The sequence below is a fragment of the Streptomyces sp. NPDC006923 genome (assembly GCF_040635655.1).
Lineage (GTDB): Bacteria > Actinomycetota > Actinomycetes > Streptomycetales > Streptomycetaceae > Streptomyces.
The window spans coordinates 76,265-90,655 of record NZ_JBEYIF010000005.1 but is presented as its reverse complement, the minus strand read 5'-3'; the positions used below and the strand labels follow the sequence as shown (position 1 = coordinate 90,655).

The following is a 14,391-nucleotide window of genomic DNA, read 5'->3' as shown; positions in this document are numbered from 1 at the left end:
GACATGTCGACAAGTGGGAGCTGAATCCGCCCAGGAAAGAGGGGGTGTGGGGGCCTTTCGGCCGGTGAGGACCACCGAAGCGGGTCGAGGGTTGTACCCCTGAGGGTTAAGCCTCGATCCGATTTGCGGATCGCAGGCGCGCAAAACTTCGGGCCAGGAGCCTTGACACATGCATCTGGGAAACGCCCAATTCCTGGCTGATCTGCGACTGCGTCAGATTGTTGTAATAGCGCAGCATCAGAATCCGCTGTTCTCTTTCGGGCAGTTGTACGAGTAGATGGCGGACCAGATCGCGGTGTTCGACGCCGGCCAGCGCCGGGTCCTCGTAACCGAGCCGGTCCAGCAGGCCCGGCAGCCCGTCACCCTCCTGGGCGGCCTCCAGCGAGGTCGCGTGGTACGAACGGCCCGCCTCGATACAGGCCAGTACTTCCTCTTCGGAGATCTTCAGCCGCTCGGCGATCTCGGCGGTGGTCGGGGACCGGCCGTGGGCCGTTGTCAGGTCCTCCGTCGCGCCGGTCACCTGCACCCACAGCTCATGGAGCCGGCGCGGCACATGGACCGTCCGTACGTTGTCCCGGAAGTATCGTTTGATCTCGCCGACGACCGTCGGCATCGCGAACGTGGGGAACTGGACACCGCGGTCCGGGTCGAACCGGTCGATGGCGTTGATCAGTCCGATCGTGCCGACCTGGACCACGTCCTCCATCGGCTCGTTGCGGCTGCGGAAGCGTGCGGCGGCGTAGCGGACCAGCGGCAGATTCGCCTCGATGAGCGCCCCACGCACCCGGGTGTGTTCCCGGCTCCCCGGTTCCAGTTCCTTGAGCTGGGCGAAGAGCACCTGCGTCAGGGCTCTGGTGTCGGCGCCGCGGCTCTGTGCCGTGGAGCGTGGTTCGGTCTCGATCTGGGGCGGCACCTGAGGCGTAGTACTGGCCGGCACGGTCACGCCACCCCTTTGCGGTCGACTACGGTCAACTCATCCGTCAAAAGCGGTCATAGCATCACAAGACATGTCCACTGTGTGCAAGCACCAGAAAAGCCCGTGTTGACGGCAAGTTGGGGCAATAAACCCAAAAGCCCCACACTAGAACGGTGTGGGGCAGGGGGAGCGGATGGCTCAGAACTCGTAGTCGGCGATCACCCAGGTGGCGAACTCCCGCCACTGCCCGACGCCCGCCTGATGGGCCGGATGGTCCAAGTACCGCTGGAGGGCGTCCAGGTCGGCCACGGCGGCGTTGATCGCGAAGTCGTGGGCGATGGGACGGTCGCTGATGTTCCAGGCGCACTCCCAGAACTCCAGTTCCGGAATCTGGCCGCCGAGTTCGCGGAAGGCCCGCGCGCCGGCGATCACCCGCGACTCGTCCCGCGAGACGCCCTCGTTGAGCTTGAAGAGGACCAGGTGGCGGATCACGGCACTCCTTGGAGACGTCCTGGCTGCTGGATGCGCGCCCGGCTACTGGATGAGCTCCGACATGAACTCACCGACGCCCTGGGCGGCGCTCGAAATGCCCTCGAACCCTACCTGGACGAGGTCGGCGGCCCGGGCCGGGGACGTGATGATCGTGTACAGGACGAAGACCGCGACCGCGTAAACCACGATCTTCCTCGTTTGTGCCATCGCGCCGCTGCCTCCCCTGCCGTCTCCCCAGTGCGGTCGCGAGAGTCTAACCGTATGAACGCCGGCGTTCGGAGGCTGTTCGTACGGAAAGCCTGAAGGGTCCCGGCGCACTGCGTCCGGGCCCTTCCAGGAGCGGTGGCGGAGGGAGGTGCACCCGCTTGCGGGACCCGTCTCACCTGTGGTTTTCCCGAGAGCGGGGATACCGCCCCGTTTCCGTCCCGCCGCGCCCTGCTCGACCGGCCTCCGGCAGTGGTCGGTCGCGGACCCATTCCACGGGGCTGCCGCGGCCTGCGGATGCCGCGTGGCAGAGCTTCGGAACGCGGGAGCCGTCGGTGGAGGCGACCTTCATCGGGTGTGGACCGGCCGGCCCGGGTGACATGGCTGGGCCCTGCGGCACCCGGAGGGGCCCCGGGCGGCGGATTCCGCCGTGGAAGGCGCAACGCGCCCGGCGCACGGGCCAGTTGTGCTCCCGGCGGCTCCGGGGCCGCACCGCCGTGTGGAGTGCGTGCCGCACGCAAAACACCCTCCTGATCGCGTTTCCGCAGGTCAGGAGGGTGTGAGAGCGGTAGCGGAGGGATTTGAACCCTCGGTGAGTTTCCCCACACTCGCTTTCGAGGCGAGCTCCTTCGGCCGCTCGGACACGCTACCGGGAGAGAGCTTAGCCCAAGGTGGGCCGTGCTCTGAAATCGATACTCCGGTACGGCGATCGAAGGGCGGCGGGAGGCGGTTCGGTCGGGGGTGGACTGGGATCGGAGAAGGGCGGTGGTCGGTTCGGGGATGGGTTCAGGAGTCGGTCGGAGGCGGACCGGGAGCCGGTCAGCGGTCCCGGAAGAAGGCCGTCAGAAGCACGGAGCACTCGTCCGCGAGCACGCCGTGGATCACCTCGGGGCGGTGGTTGAGCCGCCGGTCGCGTACGACGTCCCAGAGCGAGCCGGCCGCGCCGGCCTTCTCGTCGAGCGCGCCGAACACCACCCGGTCGACCCGGGACTGCACGATCGCGCCCGCGCACATCGTGCACGGCTCCAGGGTCACCACCAGCGTGCAGCCCGTCAGCCGCCAGGCGTCGCCGAGCTTCCCGGCCGCCCTGCGGATCGCCAGGATCTCCGCGTGGGCCGTCGGGTCACCGGTCGCCTCGCGCTCGTTGTGGCCCGTCGCGAGCACCGTGCCGTCCGGGGACAGCATGACGGCGCCGACCGGCACATCGCCGGACCGGGCCGCCAGTGCCGCCTCGTCCAGGGCGAGCCGCATGGGCTCGGTCCAGGGAGCGCGTACCGGATCGCTCACGGAGTCGTGCCGGATCACCAGTGCCTTTCTCTCGGATCGTGCCGGATCGTGCCGGATGCGCGACTGTCCTAGCGGACGGTCTCCAGCACCTCGGCGGCGCCCAGGGCTTCCGCGATCTCGGCCATCGCGTCGGTGTCGAGCGCCAGCAGATCCACCTCGGACAGGCCGAGGTCGGCGAGGATCTCGCGGTCGCCGACGGCCCCCGTCGGCACGGTCTCCCCGTCGATCACGGGGCTGTCCTCGTCCTCCTCGTCGTTCTCGTCCGGTTCGCCGTCCTCCGTACCGTCAAGGTCCAGCGTGTCCAAGTCGTCGGCCGGGTCGTCATCGTCCCTGCCGAGCAGTTCATCAATGAGGATCTCCCCGTACGAGGAGCGTGCGGCCGCGGCCGCGTCCGAGACGTAGATACGAGGGTCTTCCTCGCCCTCCACGCGGAGGATGCCGAACCAGGCGTCCTCCTGCTCGATGAACACGAGCACCGTGTCGTCGTCGACCGAGGCCTCACGGGCCAGATCGATCAGGTCCGACAGGGTCTCCACATCGTCGAGCTCTGTATCGCTCGCTTCCCACCCGTCTTCGGTGCGCGCGAGCAGTGCGGCGAAGTACACCGTGACTCTCCCACTGGTCAGAGGTGTGACGATCAGGCGGTGCGCTGCTCTGCCCCGCCTACTCGGAATCGTGGCAGAAACGAGCGCTTCACGAGAGGTCTTCCACCGTTGCGTCGTGGGGCCATTTTATTAGGCGCCTGTTCGGCCCCAAGCGCCGGATGCCCCTCAATCGCCGAGGCGGGGGCGGGAGACCCGCCTCCGTCCGGTCGTACGGCCCGCACACAGTCCGCACGTGGCCCCCACAAATCTCCCACCTGAACGGTCCCACCGGACGGGCCTGCGCGGGCTACCAGCGGAATGTACGCATCCGCATCTGCTGGCGCATCCGGGCGGCGCGGGCCTGCCGGGGCTTCACCCGCTCGCGCAGCGCCTTCGCCTCGTTCAGCTCCCGCAGGAACTGCGCACGCCGCCGGCGGCGGTCTGCCTCGCTCTCCTCGGCCACGCCGTCCCTGCCGGGGTCCGCGGACTCCGGGCCCCGCTGATCCTGGTCCGCCATCGACGCCTCACCACCCCAAGGCTGGGTCCCTGGCTCCACGGATTCACCGGGGAGACCCCTCACACCTTCCCTCGGGACCGGGGGTTGATGCGGACCGGTTGACGGCAGCGCGAGCGGCCCTGACCCCCGGTTACTGTGTCGCCATGCGGATTCATGTCGTCGACCACCCGCTGGTGGCGCACAAACTCACCACGCTGCGCGATCGGCGCACCGACTCTCCTACCTTCCGGCGCCTCGCCGACGAGCTGGTCACCCTGCTCGCGTACGAGGCCACCCGCGACGTGCGGACGGAACAGGTCGACATCGAGACCCCCGTGACGGCGACCACGGGGGTGAAGCTCTCCCATCCGCGCCCGCTCGTGGTCCCCATCCTGCGGGCCGGTCTGGGGATGCTGGACGGAATGGTGCGGCTGCTGCCCACCGCCGAGGTGGGCTTCCTCGGGATGATCCGCGACGAGGAGACGCTCCAGGCGTCGACGTACGCGACCCGCATGCCCGAGGACCTGTCGGGCCGCCAGGTGTACGTCCTGGACCCGATGCTGGCGACCGGCGGCACGCTGGTGGCGGCGATCCAGGAGCTGATCAAGCGCGGCGCCGACGATGTGACGGCGGTCGTGCTGCTCGCGGCGCCCGAGGGCGTCGAGGTGATGGAGCGGGAGCTGGCGGGGACGCCGGTGACCGTGGTGACCGCCGCGGTCGACGAGCGGCTCAACGACCACGGCTACATCGTGCCGGGCCTCGGCGATGCCGGCGACCGGATGTACGGCACGGTCGACTGAGAAGACCTCTCCCCCTGCACGTGTGGCGCCCCTCCGGCTCGACGGCCGGGGGGCGCCACAGCGGGTTTCAGTGCTTCTCCGGCGTACCGGCCTCCGGCATACCGGCCTCCGGCGCACCGGCCTCCGGCGCACCGGCCTCCGGCGCACCGGCCTCCGGCGCACCGGCCTCCGGCGCACCGGTCTGCGGTGCTCCGGTCTCCGCGCAGGCGGGATCCGCCACGGGCTGGGCCAGGGTGGCCAGGGCCAGGTCCGCGTCCTTCTGCACGGTCAGCGTCTGGAAGGCCATGCCGATGATCAGATCGACATCCGGCGTCTGACGGGCGTCGGTCTTGGGGGTGGCGCCCGTCAACTGGGTGCCGAGGACGGAGAAGGGTCCGTCCATGGCCGTTGTGGCGCCCAGCATTATCCCGGGGCCCGGCACTTTCTTGTCGTAGGGAGCGGGGGCGTTGCCCACCTTGCCGATGACGAAGCCACGTTTCTTGAGTTCGTCGGCGGTGGCTTGGGCGAGACCGCCTCGCGGCGTCGCGTTGTAGACGTTGACCGTGATCTGGCTGGGTTTGGGCAGCGCCCTGGCGGGCGCCGAGGAGGGATCGCAGTCGGGCGTCCGGCCGGCCGTGGTGTGTTTGCCTTTGCCGGTGAAGACGTCGATGAGCTGCAAAGTCCCCCAGCCGGCCAGGCCGAGGGCAACAACGGCGGCGACGGCCGCGAGCACGATCCTGCGGCGATGACGGGGGCGGCGCATACGTGGGTATTTGTCCCCCGTGATGCGGTACTTTCCGCCCATCCCGGGGGGAGTGAGCATGCTCATGAGCGCAGCGTAGTGGGAGCCGCTGGCGATTCCTACTAAATGATCAACGGGTTGGGCAGTCCGGGTGGGGAAAGGGCTCGAACGGCTCAGTTCTCACCCGTACGGGCCCGTCTCAGCCCAGGTCGAGTTCGAGCACGCGCGCGTGCAGCACCTGGCGTTGCTGGAGCGCGGCGCGCACGGCGCGGTGCAGTCCGTCCTCCAGATAGAGATCGCCCTGCCACTTCACGACATGCGCGAACAGGTCGCCGTAGAAGGTGGAGTCCTCGGCGAGCAGCGTTTCCAGGTCCAGTTGACCCTTGGTGGTCACGAGCTGATCGAGGCGGACCGGGCGCGGCGCGACATCCGCCCACTGCCGGGTGCTTTCCCGGCCGTGGTCGGGATACGGCCGCCCGTTACCGATGCGCTTGAAGATCACACGGAAAGCCTACCGGGCGAGCGGCTCCGGGCGCAGCCATGGCGACGGAGCGCAAAGACGGCATGCGGCACCAAAGGGGAGCGAAGTGTGAGTGGAAGCGCGCCGTCCGCCGCTCACGTGGCCGAGATCTCCGCCGGGACGGCCGTTGGCCAGAGTCCGTACGGCCCGTGTGCGGGCGGGTGACCCGATTCCCCCGAAAGGGGGCGGCGGGATGTTCACGCCGCCGGCGGGGCAGCGCATCGCGCGACCGGGGTCGGCGGGCCATCACGGACACGGTCCGCCGCGTCCGTGATGGCACGGGCGCGGCGGACCGTGGGGCCTTTCGCCTCGGTTCGTGGTCAGGCGGCCGGCTGGTGACCGCGCGCGTGGAGCGGACGGCCGCTCTGCCCCTTCGTGGCACGCGCCGGAGCGCCGGCCGGCTTCGAGAGCGAGCTCAGGTCGTGGGCGTAGGTGCCCACGGCGTGGGCGATCACATCGACATTGATGTCGAGGGCCTTCGTATTGATGTTGGAGAGGTTGTCGCAGGCCGAGTGGTAGCACGTGTCGTAGGCGACACCGGCCTCGCCGCCGAACTTCGCGGCCTGGGCGGCGGTCTTGACGCCCTCCGCGCCGGTGAAGGTGCCGCCGGACGGGATGCCCGCGTCGATGAACGGCCCGTAGTCGGAGCGGCCGTCGAAGTCCGTGCCCTCGTGCGGGAAGTTCCCGCTGTCGAGGAAGTCGTTGATGCCCTTCTCCAACTGGGCCGAGCCCTCGGGCCCCGGCCCCGCGCCCACCCCGTCGGAGTTGTCGCCGTCATAGACGAACTGGCCGAAGTTCGGTGATCCGATCATGTCGAAGTTGAGGTAGAGCGCGATGTCCGCGCGCTGTTCCGCGGTCAGGCCGGTGACATACGCCTCGGCGCCGAGCAGCCCCAGCTCTTCCGCCGACCACCAGGCGAACCGCACCTTGTTGGCGGGCTTCTCACGGGTCTCGGCCAGGTCGAGGGCCACGTCCAGCAGACCGGCGGAGCCCGAGCCGTTGTCGTTGATGCCGGGGCCGTCGGTGACCGAGTCGAGGTGGGCGCCGAGCATCACGGTCCGGTCCGCGTCGCCGCCCCTGGTCTCGGCGATCACATTGCGGGTCGTCCGCGGCTCCTGGAGCTGACGGACCTCCAGGGAGACCGTGACCGGGCCCTTCCCGGCCTCGGCGGCGAGCGCCTGGCCCTCGGACTGGGTGATCCCACCGGTGGGGATCACGCCGATGCCCGGACCGCCGAGGGTGCCGTTGAGCGCGCCCTCGGTGTTGTTGTAGACGATCGCGGCGACCGCGCCCGCGGCCGCCGCCTCCTTCTGCTTCATCGCGAAGTCGCAGCCACCGCGCTGGATCAGCGCGATCTTTCCGGTGACGTCACCGGCGGCGTAGTCGGCGGGCTCGCAGCCGGTGGTCGCGTCGACCGGTACGGCGGCGAGAGCGGCCCGGATTCCGTCCTTCGGGGTGGACGTGGTGTACGACATGGCGACGACCGCGATGTCGCGCGGCGTGGGCGCGGTCACCGAGAGCTTCTCGGCGAGCGTCTCGATGTAGGTGAAGCCGAACGTCTCGTACGAGACCTGGTAGCCGGCCTTCTGGAGTTGGCTGTAGACGTAGGCGGCCGACGCGTCGTGTCCCAGTGAGCCCGCGGCTCTGTTGCCGTCGGCGGAGTCGGCGATGGCCTGGAACATCTTCAGATGCCGGTACGCGTCCCCGGCCGAGGCCTCACGCACCAGCTTCCGGGAGAGTTTCGCCGCGTCCTCGGCCGGGGTGTGCGGCCGGGCGGCGGCGTCGGGGGCGGACAGCAGGAGCGGCGCGGCGAGAGCGGCGGCGGCCGCGACAGCCAGGAATCCGCGGGGAGTCGCGTTCACAGGGGTCCTTCCGGTGCGAACGAATGTGAGGGAAAGCTAGCGATCGGAGTGCCGCCTGTGAACAGCGTCTCCGGAGAAGGCGGCGCGTACTCAGCCCTCGCCCGCCGCGTTGTCCGCCTTCGCGGCTCTCGCCGCGCGCTTCGCCTCCTGTTTGAACGCCCGGACCCGGGCCAGCGACTCGGGCCCCGTGATGTCCGCCGCCGAGCGGTAGGAGCCGGCGTCGCCGTACGCGCCGGCGGCCGTCCGCCAGCCCGTGGGTCGTACGCCGTACTGCTTGCCCAGCAGGGCCAGGAAGATCTGGGCCTTCTGTTTCCCGAAGCCCGGCAGCGCGTTCAGCCGCCGCAGCACCTCCGCGCCGGTGGCGACATCACGCCACACCGCGCCGGGATCGCCGTCGTAGTGCTCGACCAGGTACTGGCAGAGCTGCTGCACGCGCTTGGCCATCGACCCCGGATAACGGTGCACGGCGGGCTTGGCGGAGAACAGCTCCACGAATGCCTCGGGGTCGTAGGCGGCGATCTCCCGTGCGTCGAGATCGTCACCGCCCATGCGTTCGGCGATGGTGTAGGGCCCCGAGAACGCCCATTCCATGGGGATCTGCTGGTCCAGCAGCATGCCGAGCAGCGCGGCCAGCGGGCTGCGGCCGAGCAGTTCGTCGGCCTCGGGCCGTTGGGCGAGCCGAATGGTGACGCTCATTCCACGATGGTCGCCCGCGTCCCGCCGTGGCGCACGCAGGCCGCGCGGTATTTGTACGCTCATATGACTGTTAAGTGGCGCGGATGGCGGCCCGGGGCGGGGGGTAGAGCTGAGCCGACCGGGTGACACGGCAGGGGGGCGGTACCACGATGTCGGCATTCCTGATCCGCGCATTCCGGCGCAGGAGAATTCTTCCGGGACCTTCGGGAAAGGCCGCGCGCCAGTGACTCAGCCCTTTGAACTGCCGGATTTCTACATGGCTTATCCGGCCCGGCTCAATCCGCACCTGGAGGAGGCCAGGGAGCACTCCAAGAAGTGGGCCAGGGAGATGGGAATGCTGGAGGGATCCGGGGTCTGGGAGGAGCACGACCTCGATTCCCACGACTATGCCCTGCTCTGCTCGTACACCCATCCGGACTGTGACGGACCGGCGCTGTCCCTGGTCACCGACTGGTATGTGTGGGTCTTCTTCTTCGACGACCACTTCCTGGAAGTCTTCAAGCGGCCCCAGGACCGGGAAGGCGGCAAGGCGTATCTCGACCGGCTGGCCGCCTTTATGCCCATGGACCTGTCGGCGGGTTTCCCGGAGGCCACCAATCCGGTCGAGGCGGGCCTCGCCGATCTCTGGGCGCGTACGGTCCCGAGCATGTCCATGGCCTGGCGGGAGCGGTTCGCGGAGAGCACCGAGAATCTGCTCAACGAGTCCGACTGGGAGCTCGCGAACATCAACGCGGAGCGGATCGCGAACCCCGTCGAGTACATCGAGATGCGCCGCAAGGTCGGCGGCGCGCCCTGGTCGGCCGGTCTCGTCGAATACGCCGCAGGCGCCGAGGTCCCCGCGGCGATCGCGGGGTCCCGTCCGCTGCGGGTCCTCAGGGACACGTTCTCCGACGGTGTCCATCTGCGCAACGACCTGTTCTCGTACCAGCGGGAGATCGAGGAGGAGGGCGAGCTGAGCAATGGGGTGCTTGTCCTGGAGCACTTCCTCGGCTGCTCCACACAGGAGGCGGCGGACGCCGTCAACGACCTGCTGACCTCGCGCATCCAGCAGTTCGAGAACACCGCCCTGACCGAACTCGGCCCGCTCTTCGCCGAGAAGGGCCTGGACCCGGGGTCCTGCGCCGACACCCTCGCCTATGTGAAGGGGCTCCAGGACTGGCAGTCGGGCGGCCATGAATGGCACATGCGCTCCAGCCGCTATATGAACGGCGGCGGGGGTTCCGAGGGCGCGTCGTTCTCCATGACGCCCGTCGGTCTCGGCACGGCCGCCGCCGACATCGCGAGGACGATCGGCGCCGGCGCCCCCGCCCGGGCCCGGGCGCACGGCCATGTCCCGTTCCGGCGGGTGGGGCCCTCGCTGCTGCCGGAATTCAGCATGCCGTTCGAGCTGGAGCTGAGTCCGCATCTGGAGTCCTCGCGGGAGCATGTCGTCGAGTGGGCCCACCGCATGGGCCTCCTCCAGCCGCAGCCGGGCGTGCCCCGCTCCGACATCTGGGACGAGGACCGGCTCAGGCGCATCGACCTCCCGCTCTGCTCCGCCGGGATCCACCCGGACGCCACCCCGGAGGCGCTCGATCTGACCTCTGACTGGCTGACCTGGGGGACGTACGGCGACGACTATTTCCCGGTCGTCTACGGCGATGTCCGTGATCTGGCCGGCGCGAAGGCGTGCAATGAACGGCTCTCGATGTTCATGCCGGTCGAGATCTCCGGGATGCCGGTGCCGGTCAACGCGCTGGAACGGGGCCTGGCCGATCTGTGGGTCCGCACGGCCGGCCCGATGGAGCCGCCCGCCCGCCGCACCTTCCGCACGGCCGTCGAGGACATGACGGCGAGCTGGCTCTGGGAGCTGGCCAACCAGGCGCAGAACCGCATCCCCGACCCGGTCGACTACATCGAGATGCGCCGGCAGACCTTCGGCTCGGACATGACCATGAGCCTGTCCCGGCTGGGTCATGGCCGCGAGGTGCCGCCGGAGATCTACCACAGCGGCCCGGTGAAGTCCCTGGAGAACGCGGCACAGGACTACGCCTGTCTGCTGAACGACGTCTTCTCGTACCAGAAGGAGATCGAGTTCGAGGGCGAGATCCACAACGGTGTGCTTGTCGTGCAGACCTTCTTCAACTGCGACTACCCGACCGGTCTCGCGATCATCGACGATCTGATGAAGTCGCGCATGCGCCAGTTCCAGCATGTCGTCGCGGAGGAACTGCCCGTGCTGTACGACGACTTCGCCCTGGGCGAAGAGGCGCGCCGGGTACTCGACGGCTATGTGAAGGAGCTGGAGAACTGGCTCGCCGGCATTCTGAACTGGCACCGGGGCTGCCGTCGTTACCAGGAGTCGGACCTGCTCCGGGACAGCCGGGCCGCCCGCTGGCTGCCGCCCGTCCCCCATGGCCTCGGCACCTCAGCGGCGCGGCTGCCGCTGCCGGGAGGCGGCGCCGTGCCCGAGATGGCGGGGTGACGGCCGCGGGGGGACGGGGGCCCGTCCCGGCGCCGGACGGTCGCTGAGCCTTGTCAGGTTCCGCCGGGGGTGTCCGGGGCCGCGGCGTCGCGGGCGTAGGTCTCCGCGCTCTTCAGGAACATCGCGTGGAGCGCGCCCGCCGCCGTGGGGACCGAGGCGGAGAGCGGACGCTGGATCACCAGGAGGACGGTGGTGTTGTCGGCTTCGAGGGGGCGGTAGGTGATCAGTCCTGAGCGTTCCAGGGGGTCGCCGCGGACGCTGAAGTCCGGCAGGACGGTGGCGCCGAGGCCCTCGGCGACCATCAGTTTGCCCATCTCCGCGCCGTCCGTGGAGTATGAGAAGGTCGGGCTCCGGCCTTCGAGGAGCCGGTGCACATAGCGGTGCATCACATAGCCGGACCGCATCACGATGAGCGGCTGGGCGAGGAGGTCGGCGACCGACACCGTGCGCCGGGCCGCCAGCGGGCTGTCGGAGCGTACGCAGACGACCGGGCGGCCACGCAGCAGCTCGGTGGTGTGCAGGCCGGTCGGTTTGTCGTCGCCCTGGAGGTAGTTGATGAGGCCCAGATCGAGCCCGCCCTCCAGCAGCTCGCGCTGGATGTCGGCCTGCTGGGCTCCGATGACCTCGACCTGAGTCTCCGGGTGGGCCGCCCGGAACGCGCGGATGGTCGGGACGAGCAGCGGCACGGTGGCCGCGTTGACCGTGCCCAGCCGGATCATGCGGCTGGTGTGGTGCTGGTCGTCGGCCGCCCGGCGCAGGGTGTCGACCGCGTCGAGCACACCGATGATGTGAGGCAGCAGTTCGCGGCCCGCCGCGCTGATCTTGGCCCCGGACCGCCGGCGGTCCAGGATGTCCACACCCAGCTCCCGCTCCAGATTGCGGACGGTCTCGCTCAGCGCGGGCTGGGAGACATGCAGGGCCTCGGCCGCGCGGCGCAGGGAGCCGAGCCGGGTGACGGCCGCTATGTATTCGAGCTGCTCAATTCGCACGGCGATATCGCCTTTCGGCCATGCTGAAAGGGAAACCCTATCACCACGTCGCGGATACCGAATCGACCGGTACGGGGGCCCGCCGGTACCCTCGTGATCCATAGGGTGTCGAAATGGGCGACGAGGTGGTGACGTGCTGATGAAGGATCTCCGGGAGCTGACCCGGCGTCGTCATGTCGATCTCGTACGCGTCTCCAGCGCGCTCTGTCGGCGTTCGGGCTGAGTACCGCGATTCCCCGCAGTCTGCCGCGCCGAACCGCCTCTGACCAGGGACGCCGCTCGTATCGCAGCGTGCCGCGCCCACGCTCACCGTACCGGTGACCACTTGGCGGGCATCGTGTGAAGCGCTGGAAACGAATGCGCGAGGACCTTCCGCGGGGATTCCTCTCTGCTGATTTCTGTTCCGTCCGCCGTCACGGATTTAACGAGTTCTTCATGTTTATCGTGCCGTGCACGCCGGACGTCAGTGTCGGTCCCGCATCCTTTCATCCACCGGGAGTTCCCGATGTCCGTCCCGTCCCGCGCGGAGCCTCTCCGTTTCGCCTATTGGGTCCCCAACGTCAGTGGTGGCCTGGTCACCAGCACGATCGAACAGCGCACCGACTGGGAGTACGACTACAACCGTGAGCTGGCAGTGCTCGCCGAGAACAATGGCTTCGAGTACGCGCTCAGCCAGGTCCGCTACATGGCGAGCTACGGCGCCGAGTACCAGCACGAGTCGACCAGTTTCAGCCTCGCCCTGCTGCTCGCCACCGAGCGGCTCAAGGTCATCGCCGCCGTCCATCCAGGTCTGTGGCACCCCGGCGTGCTCGCCAAGCTGGGCGCCACCGCCGACCGGCTGTCGAAGGGCCGGTTCGCGGTGAACGTCGTCAGCGGCTGGTTCAAGGCCGAGTTCACCGCGCTGGGCGAGCCCTGGCTGGAGCACGACGAGAGGTACCGGCGCTCGGAGGAGTTCATCCGGGCCCTGCGTTCGATCTGGACCGAGGACCATGCCGAACTGGCCGGGGACTTCTACCGGATCCGGGACTTCTCGCTGAAGCCCAAGCCGCTCAGCACCCCGGAGCGCCCGCATCCCGAGATCTTCCAGGGCGGCAACTCCACCGCGGCCCGGGCCATGGCCGGCCGGGTCTCGGACTGGTACTTCAGCAATGGCAAGGACTTCGACGGTGTGACGGAGCAGATCGGGGACGTCCGGGCCGCCGCGGCCGACGCGGGCCGCCGGGTCCGCTTCGGGCTCAACGGCTTCCTGATCGCCCGGGACACGGAGGCCGAGGCGCGCGAGGTGCTGCGCGAGATAGTCGCCAAGGCGGACACCGAGGCGGTGCGCGGATTCGGCTCGGCGGTGCGGCAGGCGGGCAGGTCGGCGGCGGACGGCAAGGGCATGTGGCAGGACTCGTCGTTCGAGGATCTCGTCCAGTACAACGACGGCTTCCGGACCGGTCTGATCGGTACACCGGAACAGATCGCCGAACGGATCGTGGCGTACAAGCGACTCGGTGTGGATCTGTTCCTCCTCGGCTTCCTGCACTACCTGGAGGAGGTCGAGTACTTCGGCAAGCGGGTGCTGCCGCTGGTCCGCGAGCTGGAGGCGCGGTTTCCGCAGGAGAGCGAGGCGACCGCGGCCCGGGCCTGACCGCCGGTGTCCGTGCCCCCGCCCCCGCCGCCGGCTTCCCCGCGCTTGTCCTCCCCTAACGCCCTTACGCGTACCAACGGATCCCGAGGTGATTCCGCATGGCCACGATCCTTTCCGTCTCCGGCAGCCCGTCCCCTGTCTCCCGTACGGCACGGCTGCTCCGGCACCTTGACGGCCGGCTCACCGCCCAGGGCCACCGGGTGATCCCACTCGATGTACGGGCACTGCCCGCCGAGGCCCTGCTCGGCGCGGACTTCGGCGATCCCGCGATCGTCGAGGCCAGGCGGCTGTTCGAGGAGGCCGACGGCGTTGTCATCGGCACCCCGGTCTACAAGGCCGCCTACTCCGGGCTGCTGAAGTCCCTGCTCGATCTGCTGCCGCAGTACGCCCTGGCCGGCAAGACCGTACTGCCGCTGGCCACGGGTGGGAGCACCGCACATGTGCTGGCGATCGACTACGCGCTCCGGCCGGTGCTGTCCTCCATGGGCGCGGCGCATATTGTCCAGGGCTGGTTTGTCCTTGACCGGCATATCACCGTGCGGGAAGAGGGAGGAGTGACCGTGGAACCGGGTTCACAGGAGGCGCTCGATCATGTGGTCGACCAGTTCTCGCTGGCGCTGCTGCCGGTCCACGCGCCGAGTGTGGCCGCCTGACCCCCTCACCTGCTCCGCCCTGTCCGGCGCGCCAGACGCCGGACAGGACCCAGGCCGCTGTTGTTGATCCCTTT

Annotated in this window: 16 protein-coding genes and 1 tRNA gene; 5 read left to right on the top strand and 12 right to left on the bottom strand. The window is 69.2% G+C overall.

Translation table 11 applies throughout. From position 1 onward, the window contains the following. Nucleotides 1-106: 106 nt before the first annotated feature. The 7 genes from ABZ707_RS11480 to ABZ707_RS11450 form a co-directional block, all read right to left on the bottom strand. Nucleotides 107-937 carry an RNA polymerase sigma factor SigF gene (locus tag ABZ707_RS11480; protein WP_319682886.1) on the bottom strand — a complete coding sequence of 277 codons (831 nt, stop codon included), beginning with the start codon at nucleotides 935-937 and terminating at the stop codon, nucleotides 107-109. 177 nt (nucleotides 938-1,114) lie between these two features. Beyond that, nucleotides 1,115-1,408 carry a Dabb family protein gene (locus ABZ707_RS11475; RefSeq protein WP_360171565.1) on the bottom strand — a complete coding sequence of 98 codons (294 nt, stop codon included), beginning with the start codon at nucleotides 1,406-1,408 and terminating at the stop codon, nucleotides 1,115-1,117. 42 nt (nucleotides 1,409-1,450) lie between these two features. Then, on the bottom strand, nucleotides 1,451-1,615 hold the full coding sequence (locus ABZ707_RS11470; RefSeq protein WP_319682888.1) for a hypothetical protein: 165 nt from the start codon (nucleotides 1,613-1,615) through the stop codon (nucleotides 1,451-1,453). 563 nt (nucleotides 1,616-2,178) lie between these two features. Beyond that, nucleotides 2,179-2,263: transfer RNA gene (locus tag ABZ707_RS11465), tRNA-Ser, on the bottom strand. A 168-nt stretch (nucleotides 2,264-2,431) separates the two neighbouring features. Beyond that, a complete protein-coding gene (gene tadA / locus ABZ707_RS11460; RefSeq protein ID WP_360172556.1) occupies nucleotides 2,432-2,863 on the bottom strand; it encodes a tRNA adenosine(34) deaminase TadA in 432 nt (143 codons plus the stop codon). A gap of 104 nt (nucleotides 2,864-2,967) precedes the next feature. Then, nucleotides 2,968-3,504, bottom strand: coding sequence for a hypothetical protein (locus ABZ707_RS11455; RefSeq protein WP_360171562.1), 537 nt, complete (start codon nucleotides 3,502-3,504; stop codon nucleotides 2,968-2,970). Nucleotides 3,505-3,790: 286 nt separating this feature from the next. Next, nucleotides 3,791-4,000: a hypothetical protein gene (locus ABZ707_RS11450; protein ID WP_360171559.1), complete on the bottom strand. Its 210-nt coding sequence runs from the start codon at nucleotides 3,998-4,000 to the stop codon at nucleotides 3,791-3,793. A 143-nt stretch (nucleotides 4,001-4,143) separates the two neighbouring features. Between ABZ707_RS11450 and upp the strand changes: the two genes are divergently transcribed. After that, nucleotides 4,144-4,779, top strand: a complete 636-nt coding sequence (gene upp / locus ABZ707_RS11445) for a uracil phosphoribosyltransferase (RefSeq protein WP_360171556.1) — start codon at nucleotides 4,144-4,146, stop codon at nucleotides 4,777-4,779. A gap of 67 nt (nucleotides 4,780-4,846) precedes the next feature. Here the strand turns inward: upp and ABZ707_RS11440 are convergent, their stop codons facing one another. The 4 genes from ABZ707_RS11440 to ABZ707_RS11425 form a co-directional block, all read right to left on the bottom strand. Continuing rightward, on the bottom strand, nucleotides 4,847-5,587 hold the full coding sequence (locus tag ABZ707_RS11440) for a LytR C-terminal domain-containing protein (protein ID WP_360171553.1): 741 nt from the start codon (nucleotides 5,585-5,587) through the stop codon (nucleotides 4,847-4,849). 112 nt (nucleotides 5,588-5,699) lie between these two features. Beyond that, nucleotides 5,700-6,002 (bottom strand): type II toxin-antitoxin system VapB family antitoxin, encoded by a 303-nt coding sequence (locus ABZ707_RS11435; protein ID WP_023540426.1) that lies wholly within the window; start codon nucleotides 6,000-6,002, stop codon nucleotides 5,700-5,702. Between the two features lie 338 nt (nucleotides 6,003-6,340). After that, nucleotides 6,341-7,858, bottom strand: coding sequence for a M28 family metallopeptidase (locus ABZ707_RS11430; RefSeq protein WP_360172553.1), 1,518 nt, complete (start codon nucleotides 7,856-7,858; stop codon nucleotides 6,341-6,343). Nucleotides 7,859-7,972: 114 nt separating this feature from the next. Next, entirely contained in the window at nucleotides 7,973-8,578 is a 606-nt protein-coding gene (locus ABZ707_RS11425) for an HhH-GPD-type base excision DNA repair protein (protein WP_360171550.1), read from the bottom strand. Nucleotides 8,579-8,801: 223 nt separating this feature from the next. Here ABZ707_RS11425 and ABZ707_RS11420 point away from each other — a divergent pair, with 223 nt between their 5' ends. Then, on the top strand, nucleotides 8,802-11,042 hold the full coding sequence (locus tag ABZ707_RS11420; protein ID WP_360171547.1) for a family 2 encapsulin nanocompartment cargo protein terpene cyclase: 2,241 nt from the start codon (nucleotides 8,802-8,804) through the stop codon (nucleotides 11,040-11,042). A 53-nt stretch (nucleotides 11,043-11,095) separates the two neighbouring features. Here ABZ707_RS11420 and ABZ707_RS11415 read toward each other — a convergent pair whose 3' ends face one another. Continuing rightward, nucleotides 11,096-12,031, bottom strand: coding sequence for a LysR family transcriptional regulator (locus ABZ707_RS11415; RefSeq protein WP_360171544.1), 936 nt, complete (start codon nucleotides 12,029-12,031; stop codon nucleotides 11,096-11,098). Between the two features lie 139 nt (nucleotides 12,032-12,170). Here ABZ707_RS11415 and ABZ707_RS11410 point away from each other — a divergent pair, with 139 nt between their 5' ends. The 3 genes from ABZ707_RS11410 to ssuE all read left to right on the top strand — a co-directional run bounded on the left by ABZ707_RS11410 (nucleotide 12,171) and on the right by ssuE (nucleotide 14,317). Further along, entirely contained in the window at nucleotides 12,171-12,254 is an 84-nt protein-coding gene (locus ABZ707_RS11410) for a putative leader peptide (protein ID WP_360172550.1), read from the top strand. Nucleotides 12,255-12,536: 282 nt separating this feature from the next. Then, nucleotides 12,537-13,664, top strand: a complete 1,128-nt coding sequence (gene sfnG / locus ABZ707_RS11405; RefSeq protein ID WP_360171541.1) for a dimethylsulfone monooxygenase SfnG — start codon at nucleotides 12,537-12,539, stop codon at nucleotides 13,662-13,664. 98 nt (nucleotides 13,665-13,762) lie between these two features. Next, entirely contained in the window at nucleotides 13,763-14,317 is a 555-nt protein-coding gene (gene ssuE / locus ABZ707_RS11400; RefSeq protein ID WP_360171538.1) for an NADPH-dependent FMN reductase, read from the top strand. The last annotated feature ends 74 nt before the right edge of the window (nucleotides 14,318-14,391 follow it).